Origin of the sequence: Streptomyces spiroverticillatus (assembly GCA_014650415.1) — a bacterium.
Classification (GTDB): Bacteria; Actinomycetota; Actinomycetes; order Streptomycetales; family Streptomycetaceae; genus Streptomyces; species Streptomyces spiroverticillatus.
In genome coordinates, this window is the sequence record BMUX01000018.1 from 93,610 (window position 1) to 114,521 (window position 20,912).

Consider the following 20,912-nt stretch of genomic DNA (forward strand, 5'->3'; position numbering starts at 1 on the left):
CCTGTGGCGTACGGGCTAGTGGACGGCCAGCAGGTCGGTGAACTCCGGTGTGCGGGCGGCCCGCTCGAGGGTGTCGAGCGTGCGGGAGGCCTCGGCCGCCGCCTGCGGGTCGCGGGCGGCGAGCCCGCTCTCGGCGAACTCGTCCTCGTCCAGGCGCAGTACGTCCGTGCCGTCCGCCGAGCGCCACAGGTCGAGGTCCAGGTCCTCGACCTCCACCGTCCCGTCGGCGTGCACGACGGCGGGGCGGGCCACGTCGCAGTACCAGCCCTTCAGGGTGTTGTCCGGGGACCGGACCTCCTTCACCGCGTACCAGCGGTCCCGCCAGTAGTGCTCCACGAAGACGTCGCCCGGCTCGAAGCGCACGAACCCGAAGTCCTTGACCGTGTCCCGCGCCCAGGCCGCCCGGACCACCAGGTGGGTGCCGTCGTCGGAGAGCAGCTCCGCCGGGTAGCGGATCTTCAGCTTCCCCGCCTTGGTGAGGGCGATGTGCGTGGTGTTCGTGGGGTCAGCCGAGGGGGCGGACATATTCGACCTCCGTGGTGCCGTGTGCGTATCCGAACCAGGTGTTGACGGCCCGCATGGGCGCGTTCTCGTCGTTGTTGCTGGTGACGGCCAGCCGGTGGCCCGTCGCCCGGGCCTTGTGCAGGGAGTGGGACTTCACGGCCTTCGCCAGGCCCAGCCCCCGGAAGTCCCGGCGGACGCCGGTTATCCCGGACCGGTAGCGGTTCTCGCCGTCGGAATGGGCCGTGGTGAACGCGGCGATCCGGCCGTCGGGGGCGACGACGATGCTGGAGAGGGCCCGGTCGTGGAGCGGGTCGTTCCAGTCGTGGGCCAGCCAGTCCTCGTAGTCGTCCAGGACCCAGCCCACGGAGTCGGGCTCGTCCAGCACGACCTCGGCGTCCGCGTCGAACAGGGCGCGCGGGTCGTCGCCGAGGGACGTCGTGTCGCGCAGGGAGAACCCGGAGGGAAGCGGCGGCGGTTCGGGCAGCACGGCGGACGTCAGGTCGAGGCCCAGGTAGTGGAGCGCGTGCCCGGTGGGCTGGTAGCCCCGCTTCTGGGTGAAGGCCCGGCCCGGTTCGTCCAGCGCCCAGATCCGCAGGACGCGCGCCCCGACCCCCGCCGTGTGCTCCTCGGCCGCCCGCAGCAGGGCGGAACCGACGCCCTGCCCCCGGTGGTCGGGGTGCACCAGCACACCGGCGTAGCCCTGGCCGGGCTCCTTGGACTGGTGGTCGACCCCGGCCCGCAGCACGCCGACGACCCGCCCGCTCGCGTCGTCCTCGCCGAGGACGAGGCGGAAGCGGGAGTCCGGATGGGCGGCGGTCACCCCGGTCTCGACGGCCTCGGCGGTGGACAGGTTGAAGGGCAGCAGCAGCCGCCGGATGCGCAGGACGGATTCGGCGTCGTCGGTGCGGGGGCGGTAGTCGCGCAAGATCATGGTCATCGGCGCCGAGGCTATGCGCGGGACCCATGGGTCACAATCTGTTTTGTGACCCTGAAGATTGTCGTGGACTTCGAAGACGCCGTCGCTCCGTACGAGCAGGTGCGTGCCCAGATCTCGCAGCAGGCCCGCGCCGGGACTCTCCCGGTCGGTTACAAGCTGCCGACGGTACGGGGCCTGGCCGCCGACCTGGGCCTCGCCGCCAACACCGTGGCGAAGGCGTACCGGGCGCTGGAGGCGGACGGGGTGATCGAGACGCGCGGCCGCAACGGGACCTTCGTGGCGGCGGCCGGCGACGCGGCGGCCCGCGAAGCGGCTCTGGCCGCAGGGGAGTTCGCCGAGCGGGCCCGCCGCCTGGGCCTGACCCACGAGTCCGCCCTGAGCGCGGTGGAACAGGCCCTGCGGGCGGCGTACGGGAAGTAACCGGTCCAGGGCCCCGGCGAAGCAACCGGTCCAGGGCCCAGGCGCCGTGGAGGCCTCAGAGGTACAGGCCCGCCTCCGGCGACGGGTGCGGACCCCCGACCCCTGTGGGAGACACCCCCCGACGCAAGGCGTACAGCTCCGCCAGCGTCGCGCCCTCCCGGCCCACCCCTTCCTCCGTGCCCAGCCAGGACACCGACTCCCCCCGGGTCAGCGGGCCCACCTCGATGCGGGCCAGGCAGCGGCCGGGGCGGACCACCGCCGGGTGGAGGCGCTCCAGGTCCTCGTTGGTGGTGACGCCCACCAGGACGTTCCGCCCCTGACCCAGCAGGCCGTCCGTCAGGTTCAGCAGCCGCGACAGCGCCTGCCCCGCCGTGTGCTTGGCCTCGCCCCGGATCAGCTCGTCGCAGTCCTCCAGGAGCAGCAGCCGCCAGCGGGACTTGCCCGTCACCCCGTCGTCCTCGCCGATGGCGATGTCCATCAGGTAGCCGACGTCGTTGAACAGCCGCTCCGGGTCCAGTACGCAGTCCACCTGGCACCAGTCCCGCCACGACCGGGCCAGCGTCCGCAGCGCCGACGTCTTGCCCGTGCCCGGCGGCCCGTGCAGGAGCAGCAGCCGGCCCGCGATGTCGTCCGGGGTGACCTTCATCAGCCGGTCCATCGCGTCGGCCACCGGCGCCGTGTAGTTGGGCCGCACCTCCTCCCACGTCCCGGCCGAGATCTGCCGGGTCGTGCGGTGCGGGCCGCGCCTGGGGGACACGTACCAGAAGCCCATGGTCACGGCCTCGGGCTGCGGTTCCGGTTCGTCCTGGGCACCGTCGGCCGTCTCGTCGAGGATCTTGGCGGCGAGCTCGGGCGAGGTGGCCGTCACGGTGACGTCGGCGCCCCGGTTCCACCGGGACACCAGCAGCGTCCACCCCTCGCCCTCCGCGAGGGTCGCGCTGCGGTCGTCGTCGCGGGCCGCGCGCAGGACGGTCGCGTCGGCCGGGAGGAGCGCGGCCCCGGACCGTACGCGATCGATGGAGCGGCTGTGCGAGTACGGCTGCTCGCCCGTGGCGAACCGGCCCAGGAACAGCGCGTCCACCACGTCCGACGGCGAGTCCGAGTCGTCGACGTTCAACCGGATGGGCAGCGCGGACTCCGGACTCGTCACCGCGGCGCTCCCGGACCCCTCACGATTCAAGCGGTTCGCAGACATGCGGCACATGATCCGGCACCCACCCGCCCCGCGCACGGACTTATTCGCACTTCGCGCCCCGCCGCCCGCGCGATCCATTACGTGCACGCATACGCCCCCGCAATGTCAACTCCCGCCCTTACCCTGGAGGGTGATGGGACGTCATGGGTGGAACTCGGGGGCACGGCGGTGGCGGCTCACCGCACTGATCGGCGTCGGCATGGCCGCGCTCGCACTCGTCCTGACCATGTGCACGGTCTGGCCGGACGACTCCGGCCGGGGCGACACGGGTGGCACGACCAGCGACGGCGCGAAGGTGCACGGCACCCCGGCGCCCCTGCCCGGCACCCCGAAGCCGGAACTGGGCTGGGGCTTCACCCACACCCAGTACAGCGCCGACACGGGCGACGCCGGCGCCCGCGAGCGCGCCGAGAAGCTCCTCGCCACGTACCGGCTCCCCCAGATCCAGCACCTCATGGGCTGGGGCTCCAACAACCCCGAACCCACCCCCGGCCGCTACCAGTTCGGCGAGATGGACAGCCGGATCGACCTCGTCCGCAGGACCGGCGGCACCCCCGTCGTCACCCTGTGCTGCGCCCCCGACTGGATGAAGGGCGGCCGCCAGGGGGCCGCCAACACCGACTGGACGCAGACGTCCCTGGAGACCGCGCCCCGCCCCGAGCACTACGCCGACTTCGCCAAGCTGGCCGGGGTGGTGGCCCGCCGTTATCCGGACGTGAAGCACTTCATCGTGTGGAACGAGTTCAAGGGCTTCTTCGACGACAACGCCAAGCGCTGGGACTACGAGGGCTACACGAAGCTCTACAACCTCGTCTACGCCGAGCTGAAAAGTGTCAACAAGGACATCCTCGTCGGCGGCCCCTACCTGGTCATGGACAGCCTGGAGCCCCGCGCCACCGAGAACGCCTCCGCCGCGAAGGGCCCCTGGGGCAGCATCGACCAGCGCTCGCTGGACGCCTTCACCTACTGGAACCAGCACAAGACGGGCGCGGACTTCGTCGTCGTGGACGGCTCCAGCTACTCCAAGGACGACGAACTGCTGCCGTCGGAGGTCGCCGCCACCGACAAGTTCACCGCCGTCAGCCGCTGGGTGCGCCGGCAGACCGGCGGGAAGCTGCCGCTGTGGTGGGCCGAGTACTACGTCGAGCCGGGTGACGCCGAGGACGAGCGCGACGGCTGGAGCGAGCCCCGCCGGGCCGCCGTCCAGGCCGCCGGAATGGTCGCCCTCGCCAAGGGCGGCACCACCACCGCCTTCTACTGGAACCCGCAGAAGAAGGGCGAGAAGTGCGCGGGGTGCCTGTGGACCTCCACTGAACGGGCCGACGGCGGGCGTGAGTTGGGCATGCTGAAGCTGATCTCGCGGTTCGCGAAGGAGTTCCCGCCGGGCACCCGCCACGACGACACCGTCAAGATCGCCCCGGACGACGTGCCCAACGTCCGCGTTCTCGCGAGCGACACGACCGTCCTCGTCGTGAACACCGTCCACCGCCCCATCAAGGCGGAGGTCGACGGCAAGTCCTTCGACATGAACCCGTACGAGATCCGCTGGCTGACCCGCTGAGGGCGACTAGTCCCACACCCCCGACAGCGTCAGCAGCCTCGTCACCAGCGACGCCAGCAGCACCGCCATCAGCGGCAGCGCGAACCAGTACGTCGACTGCATCCACTGGAGCTTCTTCACGCTCTCCCGCCGGCCCACCCGCACCACCTCCCGCGCCGCCAGCAGCAGGATCAGCGCCAGCGCCGCCAGCGCGCCCACCACCGACCACGGCGTCCACGTCACCTTCGGTCCGACCGGTCCGGGATCGGCCTTGGCGACCGGCCCCTCCGGGCGCTCCTTCAGCTCGTACAGCGTGGCGTCCGGGTTCGACAGCACCCGCTTCAGCTCCGGGCGGGCGTCCAGGTTCGCGAGCAGCCGCCGCTCCCAGCTCGGGGCGTACCCCGAGTCCATCTGGAGGTAGATCGTCTGACTGCGGTTGATCATGAGGTACGAGTTCGGGCCCGCGTCCTTCAGCGCCTTGACCAGCGACGCCACCAGCACCGGGTCGCGGGGCGCCTCCGTGGGCTCGTACTGCACCTTCTCCATGTCCTTGGCGCCCCACGGGATCGCCGGGGTGACGTTCTCCTCGACGTCGTTGCTCATCCACAGCAGGCGTGCGGTCGGCTCGTCGTGCGCGTACACGTACTCCATGGCCGCGACCTCGCCCGCCCGGACCTGCTCGAACGCCTCGTTGCCCCAGCGGGCCACCAGGAATCCGCCGATCATGACCAGGCCCGCCATCAGCGCGGCGAGCGGGGCCAGGCTGGTGCGGTCGGCGTCCCGTTCCCGCGTGGTGGCCCCGGTGCGGGGGAAGAAGCCGAGCCCGGCGAGCAGGGCCGCGCCGGGCAGCGCGAACATGAAGACGCGCAGGGCCATTTCCCCGCCGTACGACTGCATGGCCAGCATGACGAAGGGCACGAAGGCGAGGACCACCAGCGACCGTTCGGCGTACCCCGCGAAGCGCCGTCTGCTGACGCCCCAGCAGGCCAGCGCCATCACTCCGCCGGCGAGCGCGACCCGTACGTACAGCACCAGCTTGTGCGTGGAGCTGCCGCCCTCGATGCGGCCCGCGACCGACGAGGAGACGTTGTCGCCCAACCCGCCGATCCCGCCGAAGAGTTCGGCGAAGTGCCCCGACCAGTACGGCTCGGCGAAGAAGCCGATCCACACCGCCACCAGCACCGTGAACAGGATCGGCAGCCCGCGCAGCGTGGAGCGGCGGACCATCACCAGCACCGTCAGCACACCCAGCATCACGAACGGGGTGAGCTGGTGGGAGGGGACGGTTCCTGCGAACACCGCGATCAGTACGACCAGCAGCGTCGCCTTCTCGCGCCGCCCGGCCCGCGTCACCTCCGCCTCGCCGGGCCGCCGCCTGGTCCAGATGACGCGCGGCTCGCGGAACCAGACCAGCAGGATCGCCACGAAGGCCAGATAGAGGAGGTACGTGTAGCCCTGCGGGGAGAAGTAGTCCTGGCCGACCCAGCCGCTCAGCACGAAGAACCAGGCGCCCGCCCACTTCGCCTTCCAGCTCGCCCGCATCGACTTCAGGAGCAGGAACAGCGGTGCCAGGTATAGGAGTTGCATGGTCAGCGGCCACCAGCGGATGACCTCGGACATGTCGGAGATCCCGCAGGCCTGGGCCACGAAGGTCGCCGCCGCGAAGAAGCCCGGCCAGCTCCAGCGGGCGTCCAGGTCCGGGACGGCGGTGCCGGTGCGGTCGATGTAGTCCATGAACCCGAGGTGCTGCCAGGCCGTCGGGAAGCGCGGAGCGGCCTCCAGCACGGCGGGCAGGGCGTGCAGCGACACCACGGTCGCCAGCAGGCCCGCCGCCAGCAGCACGGTCTTCGGCCGCTCGAACCACAGCAGCGACGCGAACGACACCGCGAGCAGCGCCGCCCCGACCAGCGTGGCGAGCGGCAGCACGGAGATCAGCCCGAGCCCGCCGACCTTGCCCAGGTCCGCGCGGTCGATGCCGCCGAGAGGCAGCCAGTAGAGCAGCAGCGCCGCCAGCAGCAGCCCGCCGAGCACGAGTTCGGGAACGCGCCCCCGCAGGGACGGCAGGCCGCGCCGGGCCACCGGGAACGCGGGCTCCTCGCTCGCGTCCACGGAGGGACGGGCGACGGGGGTGGAGGCGGTGGACGCGGGCGAACCCGACTCCGGCGGGGCGGGGGCGGATTCCTCGGCCCCGGACTTGGCCTTTGCCTCGGCCTCGGCCGGTTCCTCCGGTGTGTCCGGTACTTCCTCCTCGGCGGATTCCTCGGCAGGCTTTTCGGCGGCGACCGGCTCCTCCACCGCCCGCGCGGGCACCTTCACCGCCCACGTCGGCCGGTGTTCGTCCTTCTTCACCCCGCCGGGGATGAACAGGCCGCCCGCCGGAGTCTCGGGCCCTATCCGTACGTCCGGCCTGCGCTCCAGGTGGTCGAAGTCCGCGCTGATGCCCAGCGGCAGTGTCGTCGCGTCGCCGAGTGCGGTGCGCAGGTTCCGGCGGGGCTCCTCCGCAGGGGCCTCGGCGGGTGCGTCCGCCGCCGTCGGCTCCCCGGGCCGGCGTACGACCCCGTACAGCTTGAAGGCGGCGATCGCCGCGATCACCGCGAGGCTCGACACCTCGGCGACGCCCGCACCTGTCAGTCCCGTCCGGGGGAGCAGGACCAGCGTCAGGCCGAGGACAAGAACGCACAACGCGCCCTGGAGATAGGCGAGTCCACTGGTGCGGCTCTGCGCGCGCAGCACCGCGAAGTACACCTCTATGACGACCCGCAACAGCGCCCCCACCGCGAACCACCGCAGCAGCGGAGTCGCCGCCTCCGCGTACCCGGCGCCGAAGACGTGCAGGATGTACGGCGCGCCGAAGAACAGCACGGCCGCCACCGGCACCATCAGCTTCGCCATCTTGACCAGCGACGCCCGGCAGTTGCGGGCCAGCGAGGCCGGATCGTGCGCGCCCTCGACCGTCAGCGACGCGCCCATGTTGATGGCGAGCAGGTTGACGGTGCCGCCGATGGTGGTCGTGATGTAGAAGTACGCGTTGTCCGCCGAGCTGACCTGCGAGGCGACGATCACCGGCACCAGGTAGACCACGGCCAGCGAGAAGAGCGAGCCCGTGTAGTCACCGGCCAGGAAGCGGCCCATCTGCCGCATCGTCGGCGGTTCCGCGAGCCCCTCGGTGGCGGCCACATGGCGGGGCACCAGCTTGCGGAAGACCAGGATCCCCAGCGGAATCACCGACACCGAGATCGCCGCGACCCACGACACGAAGACGCCCGCCGTCGGCACCGACGTCGCGATGACCACGAGCAGCAGCAGCTTCACCGCCGAGAACACGGTGTTGCCGACCGGCACCCACAGCGCGCTGCGCAGCCCGGTCAGCACCCCGTCCTGGAGCGTCAGCAGCGACCACAGCACGACCGCCAGCACGAAGCCGAGCCCGTTCAGCGGCCCGTGCAGGAACCGGTACGAAGGCCCCCAGAAGTCCAGCGTGAGCAGGAAGATACCGGCCGCCACCGCGACGACCAGCGAACTTCCCGCGTACGTACGGAGGACGAGGCGCCCGGTGCGTCTGCCGGACACCGGGATGAACCGCGCCATCGCCCCGGTGAGGGTGAGAGCGGTCAGCCCGGCGAGCAGCTTCATCGCGGCGATGGCCGCCGACCCCTGGCCGACCGCCTCGGGGGAGTAGTACCGCGCGGCGGCCAGCCAGAAGCTCAGGCCGAGGAGCGCGCTGACGCCCGTGTTGAGCATCAGCGCATAGGCGTTCCGAAAGAGCGGGCTGCCGTTCCTGGGTCCCTTCTCCTGGCTCTCCCGGAGGGGAAGTCTGAGACGACGCCCCGCCGCCGGCGGTGCGCTCACCGTCTCGTTCTCCCCGGTGCCGTCCTCGGTCTGGGCGGTGGTCGTGTCAGACACGGCGGGACTCCGACCGCCGCACGTCCGTTCGTACGCCTGCTTCTCGTACGATCCGGACCGCCGACCGGGACCTGCGTACCACCGCGTACCCCCGGGTCAGCGCCCGCTCCCGGGCGAAGTCGCGGAAGGTCCCCGCGTCCTCGACCATCCGCTCGAACCGGTCCAGCGGCGTGCTGCGCTGCACCGTGATCCGGCGCAGTGCCAACGGGCCCTGCGCCCGCATCGCCAGGTCGTTGTTGACCGCGAGGGCCTGCGCGAACCCGGCGTCGCGGACGGCGGTGCGCACCCGGCGGCTGGAGTAGCCGTACGGGTAGGCCAGCGACACCGGCGTCCCGCCCAGCTCGTCGGCGACCAGTTCCCGGCAGCGCAGCAGCTCGAACCGCAGCCTCTCGTCGGGGAGTTGGTCGAGCTGGGGATGGGTGTGGCTGTGCCCGCCGATCTCCGCCCCCGCGTCGCGCAGGGCCCGCACCTGGTCCCAGTCGAGCATGGTGTCCAGGGCGCCGCCCTCGTCGTAACGCCCCTTCAGCCAGCCCGTGGTGACGAACAGGCTGCTGCGGAAACCGTGCTTGGCCAGGACCGGCAGGGCGTGCCGATGCACGCCCTCGTACCCGTCGTCGAAGGTGATCAGCACCGGCTTCGGCGGCAGCACGACGCGCCCCGACCGCCAGGAGTCCCCCAACTCCCGTGTGGTGACCGGGGTGAAGCCGTTCGCGTCGAGCACGCCCAACTGCTCGGCGAAGGACTCGGGCGAGACCGAGAGACCGTACGCGGCCTCCGCGGGCCGGTGCCCGACCGCGTGGTACATCAGGATCGGCACCCGCTGTGCCCGTGCCGCGCCCGCCGTGGTTCTGCTTCCGCTCATTCCCGCGTCGCCCCCTCGCGTCCCTCGCTCTCCCCGCCCGCGCCGTTCTCCCGTGCCCGTTCGGGGGCCGCGATCGGTGCGACCGTGAAGCCCCCGCCTCCCTTGCGGGCCCGGACGCTGCCGAGTACGTACCCCCCGGCCGCCGCCGCCACTCCGGTCACGATGGCCCCCGCCCGGCCCGCACCGCCCCGGCGCCCCAGCGCCGCGTCGCGCAGGCCGCGCAGGACGCCGCGGGGGAGCACCCGGGTGGTGTACCGGCGTTCGGACTCAAGTCCCTTGCCCGCACCCACACTTCGCGCCACGAGCGCTTTCGACAAGCCCTCGGCGTACGTACGGGTGCGGAAATAGCCGAACCTTTCCCGTACCCCGGGGACCTTGTGGTGGATCACCGCCCGGTCGTCGATGAGCAGCACCGCCTCCGGCAGGGCCTTCGCGAGGCGGATGCACAGCTCCGTCTCCTCGCAGCCCAGCGGCCGTTTGTCGCCGTCGCGGCCGATGCCGGTGGCGAAGCCGCCCGCCGCGTCGAAGGCCTCCCGGCGGAAGGAGGCGTTGCCCCCGAGCACGTTGCGGACCCGCACCTTCCCCTCGGGCAGGCCCTTGTACGTACAGCCGACGACCCAGTCGAACTCCTCCGGGAACCAGGCCGGGCGGCCGCCCGACGCCCATGCGGGCATGGTGCGGCCGCCGACGGCCATGACGCGGGGGTCGGCGTACCCGGCGGCGAAGTGGTGCAGCCAGTCGCGCTCGGCGACCGCGTCGTCGTCGAGGAAGGCGAGCAGGCCGCCGCGGGAGGCGGCGATCCCCGTGTTGCGGCCCGCCGACAGCCCGCGGGGGCCCGCGTTGGCGAGCACCCGCACCGGCTGCGCGCTCTCCTTGTACTCCTTCGCCAGACGTTCCAGGAGGGTGGGGTTGTGGTCCACGACCAGCAGGGTCTCCAGCGCCGGAAGGGACTGCGCGTGCACCGAGGAGACCGCTGCGAGGATGTCCTCCCAGCGGTCCTCGGTGTACACGCAGATCACCACGGAGAAGCCGTGGGAGACCTGCGCGCCCCGGGGCTGTGCGCTCAAGGGCTGTGCGCTCAAGACACCTCTCCCCGGCCGATGATCCGGCGCGGCGCCACCACGGGCAGCGGGGAGCGGCGGCGCTCGTGCCGCTTGCCGCGCTCCTTGAGGATCACCTTGAGGACGCGCAGTCCGTCGCGGACCGCGCTGAGGTTGCTCATGCCGTGGATGCGCTCGAACTCGTGGCTGGGAATCTCCTGCACGCGCAGGCCGGCCTTGACGACCCGGATGTTCATCAGGGTCTCCACCTCGAAGCCGGTGCAGTCGAGGTCGATCTTGTCGAGGCAGTGCCGCCAGAAGGCGTTGTAGCCGTAGCAGAGGTCGGTGTAGCGGGCGCCGAACTTCTTGTTGACGACCGTGCACAGCACCCAGTTGCCGAGCTTGCGGATGGGCGTCATGTCGTCGGTGCCGCCGCCGTTGGCGAAGCGCGAGCCCTTCGCGAAGTCGGCGCCGGAGACGAGTGCGGAGACGTAGGAGACGATTTCGTGGCCGTCGGCCGAGCCGTCCGCATCGACCATCACGATGATGTCGCCCGTCGCCGCGGCGAATCCCGAGATGAGCGCGTCGCCCTTGCCCTTTCCGGTCTGCTTGACGACGACCACGTCCGGGCGGAGTTCGCGGGCGACGGCGACGGTGTTGTCGGTGGAATTCCCGTCGACGAGAACGACTTCGTGAATCCATTCCGGCAGCGTCTTGAAGACGTACGGGAGATTCTCCGCCTCGTTCATGGCGGGGATGACCACGCTGACGGGCGGCGTGATGGCGAGATGCGAAGAGATGGGACGGTACTTCAGGCTTTTCTTGATCGCGCTGTTACGGCTGTTTCCGTTTGTGGACGGTTCGCCGAGCGGATCTTGTCCCGGTACCGCGGGTCGGAGAAATGAGCTCATGAGTCTTTTCCCTCTCCACCGGTGGACCGCCCGCCCCCGGGCGGTCCGGATGAGTTTCCGGTTCGAAAGGGGGGTTTCACCCCGGGCCAATACGGAATGCGGATCGATGCGTGTGCTGCGTGCCTGTGCTTCGTGCTTTCCGTAACGACCGGGTGAGCTGGCTGATGCTCTGCGCGGAACGTGCCACGGCATTCCACGTGCTCAACGGAACCACACGTGCTTCACCGAGCACGGCACCCCCCTACCGCGCTGCCCGCCACCGTCCGTGCTCGCGACGCTTGAGCCCTCCCCTAGAGCCGCTGTGCTCGATGGACGGTTGCGGGTGATGTACGACGGTATTGATGGTTGGGACCTTATGGCAAGACCTGGAACGTAGCCTCACTTTTTTGTGACTTTGGCCGTTCTTCGACGGTCACATCCGGAACCGTCCCGATCGGATTTCGCCGATCCGTTTCAGCAGCCTGTCCGCCGGTGCGAACAGTTCAGGCCGTTCCACCACCGTATTCCGCAAGGCCCGCACAGGTGCGCGGTGTGCGCGGTGGCCGAATGCGACCGGGTGACGGCGCATCACCCACCCCTCGGCGACCATGATCTCCCTGGTCTTGAGGGAATCCTTGTACTCTTTCTGGCCCCGCCCCAGATCGATGTAGGCGATGCCCTCCGAGGCCGCCGATTCCGCGATCTTGAGCTGCATCAGCAGGCCCGGTGAATATTTTGCGAACTCCGGGTCGTAGGCCGGGAACCAATTCGCGATGATCCGTTCCGAACGCGGGCCGAAATGCGCGGCGACGGGCCGGCCGTCCGCGTACAGCACCGACAGCAGCCCCGTGAAGGAGTCGCCGCGGGTGTGGAAGAGCTGCTCGACCAGGCGGATGATCCAGTCCTGCGCGAAGCGGTCGGAGCGGCCCGTCCTGCGGTACTGGGCGGACTTCCACCGCATCAGCGTCGCCAGCATCTCGGGGTCCCGCTCGTCGTGCACGTACCGCACCTCGCCGATCTGCCGTCCGAGTCGGCGCTCCTTGGCGAGCGTGGTCTTCAGGAACTTCGGCGCGTTCGCCCGCAAGTGGGCCAGGTAGGCGTCGTACCCGTCCAGCGTGTCGATCACCGGCGAGGCGAACCTGCCCGTCGCCCCGCCCTCGAACCCCGCCTGCCCCTGGGCAAGGTGGTCGAACTCGTACACCGCGAGCCCGCACGCCCGCAGCAACTCCCGTGCGTCCCAGGTGAATCCGGGTCTGTGCACGATGCCCTGGCAGTCGGAGACGCCCAGGCCCAGCGCCCGGCCCACACCGGTCGCGGATCTCTGGTACGCGAAGAACGCGGCCGGCTCGCCCTCCTCCCGCACCACCCCGATCCGCACCCCGCGCCGGCATCTGCCCAGCGCCAGGGCGAACTCGGGGGAGAGGAAAGGGTTCGCCAGCTCGGGCGAGCCGTGCAGATGCGCCTTCGCCTGCATCGCCGTCCAGGCAGCCCGGTCCGCCGAGGTCAGTTCGCCGGGGCGGTGGACGGTGAGGTCGAGCCCAAAGAGATGTGTGTGAGGGTTGTCCACGTCAGGGTGCCTGCCTTCTGGTCGTGCGGCCGCCTCGGCGACGCAGAAGTGTGAGCAGGAACAGCAGGACGCTGATCCCGGCCACGGCCGCGATCCCGCCCCTGATCGACCACAGACGCATGGCCAGCATCGCCTGTGCGACGAGCAGGTTGAGCGCGAGTGCCGCTGTGGTGGACGCCACCAGACGCCCCAGCGGTTCCAGCCCGCGCAGCCATCCCGCCACGGCGAGGCCGGGCGCCAGCACCATGAACACCACGGTGCACGGCATGCGCAAGGGGGACGGCAGGTCGACGAAGGCCAGCACCGCGCCCGCGGCGGCCACGGCGAGGCCCGCTCCCGCCGCCAGCGGCAGGGCGTCGCGCACCGCCGCCGGAAGACGGGTGCTGCTTGCTCTGCCGTCCTCTGACGTCTCGTCACTCATGTTCTGGATGGCCTGCATTGGCGACTTTGCCCCCCGACGCGCCGGATGCCGGGCTTCAATGTCGCGCAGGCCGCTTTGGGTCGTCAAGGATGCGTGGGCGATGTGAAGAAGATCCGTGCCCAATGTTCTTGGCATGAACACTACCGGCGAGTCACACCGGCTGGTACGACATGTGTGGCGGCTGCTCACTGTGGGGCGGCCTCTCAGGGAGGTTCCATGAAACTGACCCGTTTCGCGGCATACTCGACCTCGCTCGCCCTCGCCGGAGCCCTCGCCCTCACCGGGGCGGGTGCGGCGGGAGCGGCCCAGAAGACGCAGGGCGTCGACTACGTGGCGCTCGGCGACTCCTACTCCTCGGGAGTCGGCGCCGGCAGCTACGACGGCTCCAGCTGCAAGCGCAGCTCCAAGGCCTACCCCGCCCTCTGGGCGGCGGGCAACGCCCCCGCCACCTTCAAGTTCGCCGCGTGCAGCGGCGCCCGCACCGGCGACGTCACCTCCGGCCAGCTGAGCTCGCTGAGTTCGGCCACCGACCTCGTCAGCATCACTGTCGGCGGCAACGACGCCGGGTTCGCCGACGTCATGACCACCTGCGTCCTCCAGGGCGAGTCGGCCTGCATCAGACGCGTCAACCAGGCCCGCGCCTACGTCGACTCCACGCTCCCCGGACAGCTCGACTCCGTCTACAACGGCATCAAGGCCAAGGCGCCCGCCGCCCGTGTCGTCGTCCTCGGCTACCCCCGCTTCTACAAGATCAACGGAACCTGTTCGGTCGGCCTCAGTGAGAAGTCCCGCACCGCCATCAACAGCGCGGCCGACTACCTCAACACCGCCACCGCCAAGCGCGCCGCCGACCACGGCTTCACCTTCGCCTCCGTCGCCGCCGCCTTCTCCGGCCACGAGATCTGCACCTCCACCCCGTGGCTGCACAGCCTCAACTGGGGCAACATCGGCGAGTCCTACCACCCCACCGCGGCCGGCCAGTCGGGCGGCTATCTCCCCGTCATGAACGCGAACGACTAGCCCGAGGGCGTTCCGTACGTCGTGCCGCCGTCGGTCGTCGCCGGCGGCGGCGTGGTGGTCCCGCCATTGCCGTTCTGCCCGTCGGTGGTCGCGGGGGTCTCCTTCTCGCAGGTCACGGTGAACGGCACGGAGGCCGATTCGGCCGACTTCGGGCTCCGTACCGTCACCTTGATCGTGTCCTTCCAGGTCTCGTCCTTCTTGTACGTCCCCTCCGTGTGGTGCACCTGCTGCGACAGCGAACCGGCGGCGAAGTCCGCCTTCAGCCACTCGCCCCCACTGGTCTCCCCGCTCCCGGTCACCCACTGGTACTCCACCGTGACCGGAGCGCGCGTCACGGTGATCGTCGCGGAGAACGACGGCAGCGCGCTCGCGGGCGGCGGGCACTTCCCCGTGTAGGTGTCACGCACCACGTGCACGGACACCTTCACGTTCTGCTGCGGCTGCGGCGAGGGCTTGCCCCCGTCGGTCCCCTTGCTGGTGGTGTTCCCGGGAGTGCTCGTGGTGCTGCCGTCGGTGGTGCTGCCGGTGCTGTTGTTCCCCTTGGTGGGGTCGCCGGTGGTGCCCGAGGAGCCGGTGCTCGCGTCCGTGCCGCTGGACGAGGTCTGCCCGTTCGTGTTCCCGGCGGTGGTGTTGGGGTCGTCCTTCCTGGTCAGCGCGTACACCAGGCCCCCGACCGCCAGGAGCAGCACGGCGATGCCGAGCGCGAGGACCGCGACCCCGCGCCGGGGCTGGTCCTGGGTGGTCGTCGCCGTCTGCCCGGTCGCCGGCCCGTACGTACCGCTCGGCGGCCCCGGCATCGGCACCGGTGCGGGCACCGGCCTCGGCGGCGGCGTCGGCTCCGGCCGGTAGGGCGTGGACCCGGTGACGGTCGGGCTGCTGTGCACCCCGCCGGCGACGGTCGCCGTGCCGCCCGCCGCCACGATGCGCAGCATCCGGTCGGCCTCCGCGCCCGTCATCCGCTCCGCCGGATCCTTGCGCAGCAGCCCCTCGATCACCGGCCGCAGCGCCCCGGCCCGGGTCGGCGGCGGCAGCTCCTCGTCCACCACCGCCCGCAGCGTGGAGAGCGGCGTGTCCAGCCGGAACGGCGAGTTCCCCTCCACCGCCGCGTACAGCAGCACCCCGAGCGACCACAGGTCCGACTCAGGACCCGGAGTGCGTCCCAGCGCCCGCTCCGGCGCCAGGAACTCCGGGGAGCCGATCAGCTCGCCCGTCATCGTCAGCGCGGAGGTCCCCTCGACCATCGCGATGCCGAAGTCGGTCAGCACGATCCTGCCGTCGTTGCCCACGAGTACGTTGCCGGGCTTGACGTCCCGGTGCAGCACCCCCGCCTCGTGCGCCGCCCGGAGCGCGGCGAGCACCTCCGCGCCGATGTGCGCGGCCCGCTGCGGGGTCAGCGTGCCCTCCGCGTCCAGCACGTCGGACAGGCTCAGGCCCCGGACCAGCTCCATCACGATCCAGGGTCTGCCGTCCTCGGTGGCCACGTCGTACACCGTCACGACGTTGCGGTGCGAGATCCGGGCCGCGGCCCACGCCTCGCGCTCCAGCCTCTGGTAGAGCCGGGTCTGGTCGGTGCCGCCGAGCCCGGCCGGGGCCCGCACCTCCTTCACGGCGACCTCGCGCCCCAGCACCTCGTCACGGGCCCGCCAGACGACGCCCATCCCGCCCTGCCCCAAGGGGGCCAGAAGGCGGTATCGGCCCGTCACCACCCTGTTCTCGCCCGGCACTTCTGTCACAGGACGCATCCCCCGATCCGCAGCAGAGCGGCATCATGGTCGAAACCATTCCAAGCTAGCTCAACTCCGCCCTGGTGCAGCCCCCTTGAACAATTACGGTCCGTCAACATCGTTCCCCCTGTGATGAATCCTGTGGGCGGGATACACGTGTGTCATGACGGGGAGATAGGGTTAACCTGCCCGGTGACGGGTGCCCTCGTACGGGTGGGGAGTGACATGGAACAGATAACGGTGCGCAGCAGGCCCCGGGTGCCTGCCATCACATGCGGGAGCAGTGCGACCAGCACGCGGCTCGACCGCCACCTCGCGGTGCTCGGCGGCCCTGCCGTCCCGCAGCGCGAGACGGCCGAGGCGACGATGCTGATGCGGGAGCTGACCTCGCGCGAGGTGCCGCGCACACGCAACACCAGCAGGGGCACGCGGATCTCGCGCGTCTCGCTGTTCGCGCCGCTCAAGCGGCTCCGCCGGTCCCTGTTCGGCAACCGCGGCTGACGCGGCGGCCGACACCGGCACCACATGCGGGTTCGTCCCGCGCCACACGAGAGCCGCCCCACGTGCCCGACCCCGTCATTCCCGGGGCAGTGGGGCGGCTTTGTGCTGCTCTCGCCCAGAGGCTGATCAGAGCAGTGCGAACTGTCCGCCCGGCCCCTCCTCGTGGTGGTCCAGCACCGACGCGGGCCGCCGCGCGGCCGCCGGTACGGGCAGCACGCCCGCCGCGGTCAGCTCCTCGCGGGAGATCTCCCCGCTGAACTCCTGCTCCCCGCCCGCCAGTTCCGCGTACAGCCCCAGCACCGTCACCAGCTCCAGCAGCTCGGACGACCACTCCTGCGGCCACGCCCGGGGCCGTACGGCCTCCAGCGTGCCCGGTGCCGCCTCGGCGGTGCGCACCTCGAACCACCGCTCCAGCACCCGCACCCCGCCCACCTCGAAGCTCCAGGCGGTCTCCGGCACCGGTGAGATCCGCCCCGTACCGCCGACGACCAGGGCCGATTCCTCGTGGTCGTACGCGATCGAGTCGGGCCGCGCCGGGACGGCCGCCCGCACATAGGGCCTGCGTCCGCCGGGGAGGCGCGGGCGCTCGCCGCCCCGCGCACCGCGCAGCAGCAGGGCGCGCAGCCGGTGGCCCCGCTCCAGGCCGTGCTGCCATGCCTCCGGATCCCGGGGGAGCGGCACGACCGCGCCCCGGGGCGAGGGCCGGGCGCAGGCCAGCGCCCAGGCCGGGACGTCCTCGGGGGCGACCTCGCACCCGTACCGCTTCGAGAGGAAGTCGGTGAGGCCCGGCGTCAGGTTCGGTTCCAGGCCGCCCGGCCTGCGGTACAGGGGGCGGATGCGGCCGGGGCGGCCGGCGGGGGAGTACCCGTCGGGGAGGAGCGCGCCGGCCAGCACGGCGGGACCGGCCGCTCCGGGAACGTAACCCTGTTCGACGGTGAAGAGCTGATGGGTGGAGTCCAGGACCCGCCACAGCTCAGGGCGGGCGGCGTCGATGAGGCGGTGGTCGGGGATCAGCCACTGCTCGTCGAAGGGGCCGTGCAGGACGCGTACCGGCTCCGGGCAGCGGCCCGCCTCGGTGGCGAAGCGCGTGGTGGCGGTGCGCTGGCCGGGCAGGGCGGCCACCGAGGTCTGCGGGGTGCGCAGCCGGGTGGGCGCGAAGAGCACGTCCCGCGTCTGGGGCGTCTCGGCCCGTATCACCGTGTCCCAACGGGCCCGCAGGGACGCGGCGTCGGGCCCGCGCACCCAGCCGCGGCCGAGCCGCAGCGGGGGCACGGACCACGGCATGAGGTCGTCGAGCAGCAGGGGGTTCGGCGGAGAACCGGCAACATCGCTCACGCCCCGCATCGTAGGCACAGACCGGAGGGTCCCCTACGCGCTCGGCGACTCCACCGTCACCGAGAAGGAGAACCGGTCGCCCCGGTAGCGGATCCGCGCCACGTCCACGACCCGCCCGTCCACGTCGTACGTGACGCCCGTGTAGTGCAGGATCGGCGAGCACAAAGGCACCTCCAGCAGCTCCGCCGTCTCCGGGTCGGCGAGGCGGGCCTCGATGGTGTCGGTGATGCGGCTGATGCGTACGCCCACGACGTCCCGCAACACTTTGGTCATCGGCCAGCGCTCCAGGTCGTCGGCCTTCAGCCGGTCGGCGAACTCCGGACGCACCGCGTTCTCCGCCCAGTTGGTGGGCTCGCCGCTGTCCGCGTCGTGGCGCAGTCTGCGGTACGTCAGGACCTCGGCCACGTCCGGGAAGTGCTCGGCGAGATCGCCGGGCACCGGCACCGGACCGTGGCCGAGCAGCGTCGTAGGCTCGCCCGACTGCTGGGCCACGACCGCGTCGATCGAGCCCAGCAGGCGGCGCGGGGCGCCCCGCCGGGCGCCCGGCTCGATGAACGTGCCCCGCCTGCGGTGCCTGCTGATCAGGCCCTCCGACTCCAGCTCCTTGAGCGCCTGACGCATGGTCAGCACGCTCACCCCGTAGTGCGCGGCGAGCTGCTCCTCGGTGGGCAGCCGCAGCGAGGCGTCGGGCGTGCGGCCCAGTATCGAGGCGCGCAACGACTGGGAGACCTGGTACCAGAGCGGGAGCTTCCGGTTCAGGACGAGGGAGTCGGGGGCGAAGGCGGTCACGAGGTCTCCGTCGGTCCTGCGGGTACGGGCTACGGGCGGAAGTGTCGCTGAAGACCCTGCCACACGTCGTCGTACGACGACTGAAGGTGATCGGCGTTCGCGGCCTGCCCGGTGGCGGTGACCGGCCAGCGGGTCTCGAACATGAACGCCAGGCCGTCGTCGATCTTCTGCGGCTTCAGCTCGGCGGCGCTGGCCTTGTCGAAGGTCTCCCGGTCGGGGCCGTGCGCCGACATCATGTTGTGCAGCGAGCCGCCGCCGGGCACGAACCCCCCCTTTCCAGCAGCCTTGGCGTCGTAGGCGCCCTCGATGAGGCCCATGTACTCGCTCATGACGTTGCGGTGGAAGTACGGCGGGCGGAAGGTGTCCTCGCCGACCAGCCAGCGCGGTGCGAACACGACGAAGTCCACGCCCGCGAGGCCGGGGGTGTCGGACGGCGAGGTGAGCACCGTGAAGATCGACGGGTCCGGGTGGTCGTAGGAGATCGTCCCGATGACGTTGAAACGGTGCAGGTCGTAGACGTACGGGACGTGGTTGCCGTGCCAGGCGACGACGTCGAGCGGGGAGTGGTCGTAGGTCGCGGACCAGAGGTTGCCGCAGAACTTGTTGACCACCTCGACCGGGCCCTCGGACTCCTCGTACGCGGCCACGGGCGCCCGGAAGTCGCGGGCGTTGGCGAGGCCGTTGGCGCCGATCGGGCCGAGGTCGGGGAGCTGGAAGGGAGCGCCGTAGTTCTCGCAGACGTAACCGCGGGCGGTGGCGTCCAGCAGCTCCACCCGGAAGCGGACGCCGCGCGGGATCAGCGCGACCTCGCCGGGCTCGGCGCGCAGCAGGCCGAACTCGGTGCGCAGGAGGAGCCCGCCGTGCTCGGGGACGATCAGCAGCTCGCCGTCGGAGTCGCTGAACACCCGGGAGAGCATGGGCGAGTTGGCGTGGTAGAGGTGGATGGCCATGCCGGCGCGCTGCGTGGCGTCGCCGTTGCCGCCCAGCGTCCAGAGACCGGCCAGGAAGTCGGTGCCGGGGGCGGGCTCGGGCAGCGGGTTCCAGCGCAGGCGGTTGGGGTCGGGGACGGTCTCGGTGAAGGGGGCGGAGCGCAGGCTGCCGTTGTCCACGCGTACGAAGGCGGGGTGCGCGGCGGAGGGGCGGATGCGGTACAGCCAGGAGCGGCGGTTGTGGGCGCGGGGCTCGGTGAAGGCGCTGCCGCTGAGCTGCTCGGCGTAGAGGCCGAGCGGGGCGCGCTGGGGCGAGTTCCGGCCATCGGGGAGCGCGCCGGGAACGGCTTCCGAGCTGTGTTCGTTGCCGAAGCCCGAGGAGTACGCGAGGCCCTCCGCGGCCTTGCGCGCCGCCTCGACGTGTCGGTCCGTGCCGTTGCCGCTCATCGTCCGCTCCTGGGAAGAGGTAAGGCTCGTTCAGGGGAAGGTGGGACCCGTAAAGCAATCCTATGCCTGACAGTAGGATTGCGCGCCGGGAACGTCAACGGTGGGCAAAAGGATGGGCTGAAAGGGGTGGGGCGGGGGTGGCGATGGTGCCTGGCGGCCGAGGGCCTGTCGGCTCCGGTCCCGGACCCGTGCGGGCACGGACGGCATGATGGGAGCCGTGAACCACGGATACGAGCCCGACGTCCCCCCGGCCGCCGCCGCGCTGCGTCGTGCCCCCGTCCAGCAGCGCAGCGCCGAGCGGCTGACCCGGATACTCGACGCCTGCGCGGCCCTCCTCGACGAGGTCGGGTACGAGGAGCTGAGCACCCGCGCCGTCGCCGCCCGGGCCGGAGTGCCCATCGGCTCCGTCTACCGCTTCTTCGGCAACAAGCGCGCCATGGCCGACGCGCTCGCCCTGCGCAACCTCGACAGCTACACGGAGCGCGTCGCGGCGGGGGCGGCCCGGCTGCCGGACGGGGACTGGCGGGGCGCGATCGACGTGGTCCTGGACGAGTACCTCGCGATGCGCCGCACCGTGCCCGGCTTCACCCTCGTCGACTTCGGGATGCAGATCCCGGTGGGCAGGCCCGCCGAGGAGACCAACCACCGGGTCGCCGACCGGCTCGCCCACGTCCTTGCCGCCCAGATCGGCCGCACCCCCGACGCGGACTTGCAACGCACCTTCCTGGTCGCGGTCGAGGCGGCGGACGCGGTCCTCCAACTCGCTTTCCGCACCGACCCGTTGGGGGACCCGGGTGTGGTGCGGGAGGCGCGGGAGCTGCTGCGGGCGTATTTGGCGCGGGTGCTGGACTGAGCGGGCCCCGGAGGCTGTTCCCGTCGGCCGTTCCC

At 71.4% G+C, this 20,912-nt stretch carries 18 protein-coding genes; 5 read left to right on the top strand and 13 right to left on the bottom strand.

The genetic code is table 11. The features are described 5' to 3' along the window. Positions 1-15: 15 nt before the first annotated feature. Entirely contained in the window at positions 16-525 is a 510-nt protein-coding gene (locus IE269_RS34665; RefSeq protein ID WP_189827244.1) for a ribonuclease FAU-1 family protein, read from the bottom strand. Next, positions 506-1,441: a GNAT family N-acetyltransferase gene (locus IE269_RS34670; RefSeq protein ID WP_189827245.1), complete on the bottom strand. Its 936-nt coding sequence runs from the start codon at positions 1,439-1,441 to the stop codon at positions 506-508. The genes IE269_RS34665 and IE269_RS34670 overlap by 20 nt, the downstream gene beginning before the upstream one ends. Positions 1,442-1,486: 45 nt before the next feature. On the opposite strand from IE269_RS34670, the gene IE269_RS34675 reads away from it, so the two are divergent. After that, positions 1,487-1,861 carry a GntR family transcriptional regulator gene (locus tag IE269_RS34675; protein ID WP_189827246.1) on the top strand — a complete coding sequence of 125 codons (375 nt, stop codon included), beginning with the start codon at positions 1,487-1,489 and terminating at the stop codon, positions 1,859-1,861. Positions 1,862-1,916: 55 nt separating this feature from the next. Here the strand turns inward: IE269_RS34675 and IE269_RS34680 are convergent, their stop codons facing one another. After that, positions 1,917-3,056 carry a DUF5925 domain-containing protein gene (locus IE269_RS34680; RefSeq protein ID WP_189827247.1) on the bottom strand — a complete coding sequence of 380 codons (1,140 nt, stop codon included), beginning with the start codon at positions 3,054-3,056 and terminating at the stop codon, positions 1,917-1,919. Between the two features lie 133 nt (positions 3,057-3,189). On the opposite strand from IE269_RS34680, the gene IE269_RS34685 reads away from it, so the two are divergent. Beyond that, the gene (locus tag IE269_RS34685) at positions 3,190-4,617 is read left to right on the top strand and encodes a glycoside hydrolase family protein (protein ID WP_189827248.1); all 1,428 of its coding nucleotides are present in this window, start codon (positions 3,190-3,192) and stop codon (positions 4,615-4,617) included. Between the two features lie 6 nt (positions 4,618-4,623). Here IE269_RS34685 and IE269_RS34690 read toward each other — a convergent pair whose 3' ends face one another. The 6 genes from IE269_RS34690 to IE269_RS34715 all read right to left on the bottom strand — a co-directional run bounded on the left by IE269_RS34690 (position 4,624) and on the right by IE269_RS34715 (position 13,279). Then, positions 4,624-8,499 (bottom strand): lipopolysaccharide biosynthesis protein, encoded by a 3,876-nt coding sequence (locus IE269_RS34690; protein WP_189827249.1) that lies wholly within the window; start codon positions 8,497-8,499, stop codon positions 4,624-4,626. Beyond that, a complete protein-coding gene (locus IE269_RS34695; protein WP_189827250.1) occupies positions 8,492-9,361 on the bottom strand; it encodes a polysaccharide deacetylase family protein in 870 nt (289 codons plus the stop codon). Before IE269_RS34695 ends, IE269_RS34690 begins: the two co-directional genes overlap by 8 nt. Then, on the bottom strand, positions 9,358-10,443 hold the full coding sequence (locus IE269_RS34700; protein WP_438817613.1) for a glycosyltransferase family 2 protein: 1,086 nt from the start codon (positions 10,441-10,443) through the stop codon (positions 9,358-9,360). The genes IE269_RS34695 and IE269_RS34700 overlap by 4 nt, the downstream gene beginning before the upstream one ends. Next, complete coding sequence (locus IE269_RS34705; RefSeq protein WP_229898154.1) at positions 10,440-11,312, bottom strand: glycosyltransferase family 2 protein; 873 nt, start codon at positions 11,310-11,312, stop codon at positions 10,440-10,442. The genes IE269_RS34700 and IE269_RS34705 overlap by 4 nt, the downstream gene beginning before the upstream one ends. 412 nt (positions 11,313-11,724) lie before the next feature. Next, complete coding sequence (locus IE269_RS34710) at positions 11,725-12,858, bottom strand: GNAT family N-acetyltransferase (RefSeq protein ID WP_229898153.1); 1,134 nt, start codon at positions 12,856-12,858, stop codon at positions 11,725-11,727. A gap of 1 nt (position 12,859) precedes the next feature. Beyond that, entirely contained in the window at positions 12,860-13,279 is a 420-nt protein-coding gene (locus IE269_RS34715; protein WP_229898152.1) for a hypothetical protein, read from the bottom strand. A gap of 216 nt (positions 13,280-13,495) precedes the next feature. Here IE269_RS34715 and IE269_RS34720 point away from each other — a divergent pair, with 216 nt between their 5' ends. Then, entirely contained in the window at positions 13,496-14,299 is an 804-nt protein-coding gene (locus tag IE269_RS34720) for an SGNH/GDSL hydrolase family protein (protein WP_189827251.1), read from the top strand. Here IE269_RS34720 and IE269_RS34725 read toward each other — a convergent pair. After that, positions 14,296-16,041, bottom strand: a complete 1,746-nt coding sequence (locus IE269_RS34725; RefSeq protein ID WP_189827252.1) for a serine/threonine-protein kinase — start codon at positions 16,039-16,041, stop codon at positions 14,296-14,298. The genes IE269_RS34720 and IE269_RS34725 overlap by 4 nt on opposite strands. A gap of 207 nt (positions 16,042-16,248) precedes the next feature. Between IE269_RS34725 and IE269_RS34730 the strand changes: the two genes are divergently transcribed. After that, complete coding sequence (locus IE269_RS34730; protein WP_189827253.1) at positions 16,249-16,524, top strand: hypothetical protein; 276 nt, start codon at positions 16,249-16,251, stop codon at positions 16,522-16,524. 126 nt (positions 16,525-16,650) lie between these two features. On the opposite strand, the gene IE269_RS34735 is transcribed toward IE269_RS34730, so the two are convergent. Genes IE269_RS34735 through hmgA form a run of 3 tightly spaced genes read right to left on the bottom strand, consistent with a single transcriptional unit; the run spans position 16,651 to position 20,024 of the window. Next, positions 16,651-17,868 carry a type ISP restriction/modification enzyme gene (locus IE269_RS34735; RefSeq protein WP_189827334.1) on the bottom strand — a complete coding sequence of 406 codons (1,218 nt, stop codon included), beginning with the start codon at positions 17,866-17,868 and terminating at the stop codon, positions 16,651-16,653. Positions 17,869-17,892: 24 nt separating this feature from the next. After that, positions 17,893-18,648, bottom strand: a complete 756-nt coding sequence (locus tag IE269_RS34740) for a GntR family transcriptional regulator (protein WP_189827254.1) — start codon at positions 18,646-18,648, stop codon at positions 17,893-17,895. 29 nt (positions 18,649-18,677) lie between these two features. Next, positions 18,678-20,024, bottom strand: coding sequence for a homogentisate 1,2-dioxygenase (gene hmgA, locus IE269_RS34745; protein ID WP_189827255.1), 1,347 nt, complete (start codon positions 20,022-20,024; stop codon positions 18,678-18,680). A 208-nt stretch (positions 20,025-20,232) separates the two neighbouring features. On the opposite strand from hmgA, the gene IE269_RS34750 reads away from it, so the two are divergent. Then, the gene (locus IE269_RS34750) at positions 20,233-20,877 is read left to right on the top strand and encodes a TetR/AcrR family transcriptional regulator (RefSeq protein ID WP_189827256.1); all 645 of its coding nucleotides are present in this window, start codon (positions 20,233-20,235) and stop codon (positions 20,875-20,877) included. Positions 20,878-20,912 lie beyond the last annotated feature (35 nt).

Excerpts from the sequence above, each read along its gene's own strand:
- IE269_RS34665 (WP_189827244.1), bottom strand. The coding sequence starts at position 525 with ATGTCCGCCCCCTCGGCTGACCCCACGAACACCACGCACATCGCCCTC.
- IE269_RS34670 (WP_189827245.1), bottom strand. The coding sequence starts at position 1,441 with ATGACCATGATCTTGCGCGACTACCGCCCCCGCACCGACGACGCCGAA.
- IE269_RS34680 (WP_189827247.1), bottom strand. The coding sequence starts at position 3,056 with ATGTCTGCGAACCGCTTGAATCGTGAGGGGTCCGGGAGCGCCGCGGTG.
- IE269_RS34685 (WP_189827248.1), top strand. The coding sequence starts at position 3,190 with ATGGGACGTCATGGGTGGAACTCGGGGGCACGGCGGTGGCGGCTCACC.
- IE269_RS34695 (WP_189827250.1), bottom strand. The coding sequence starts at position 9,361 with ATGAGCGGAAGCAGAACCACGGCGGGCGCGGCACGGGCACAGCGGGTG.
- IE269_RS34705 (WP_229898154.1), bottom strand. The coding sequence starts at position 11,312 with ATGAGCTCATTTCTCCGACCCGCGGTACCGGGACAAGATCCGCTCGGC.
- IE269_RS34715 (WP_229898152.1), bottom strand. The coding sequence starts at position 13,279 with ATGAGTGACGAGACGTCAGAGGACGGCAGAGCAAGCAGCACCCGTCTT.
- IE269_RS34720 (WP_189827251.1), top strand. The coding sequence starts at position 13,496 with ATGAAACTGACCCGTTTCGCGGCATACTCGACCTCGCTCGCCCTCGCC.
- IE269_RS34725 (WP_189827252.1), bottom strand. The coding sequence starts at position 16,041 with ATGCGTCCTGTGACAGAAGTGCCGGGCGAGAACAGGGTGGTGACGGGC.
- IE269_RS34730 (WP_189827253.1), top strand. The coding sequence starts at position 16,249 with ATGGAACAGATAACGGTGCGCAGCAGGCCCCGGGTGCCTGCCATCACA.
- IE269_RS34735 (WP_189827334.1), bottom strand. The coding sequence starts at position 17,868 with ATGCGGGGCGTGAGCGATGTTGCCGGTTCTCCGCCGAACCCCCTGCTG.
- hmgA (WP_189827255.1), bottom strand. The coding sequence starts at position 20,024 with ATGAGCGGCAACGGCACGGACCGACACGTCGAGGCGGCGCGCAAGGCC.
- IE269_RS34750 (WP_189827256.1), top strand. The coding sequence starts at position 20,233 with ATGGGAGCCGTGAACCACGGATACGAGCCCGACGTCCCCCCGGCCGCC.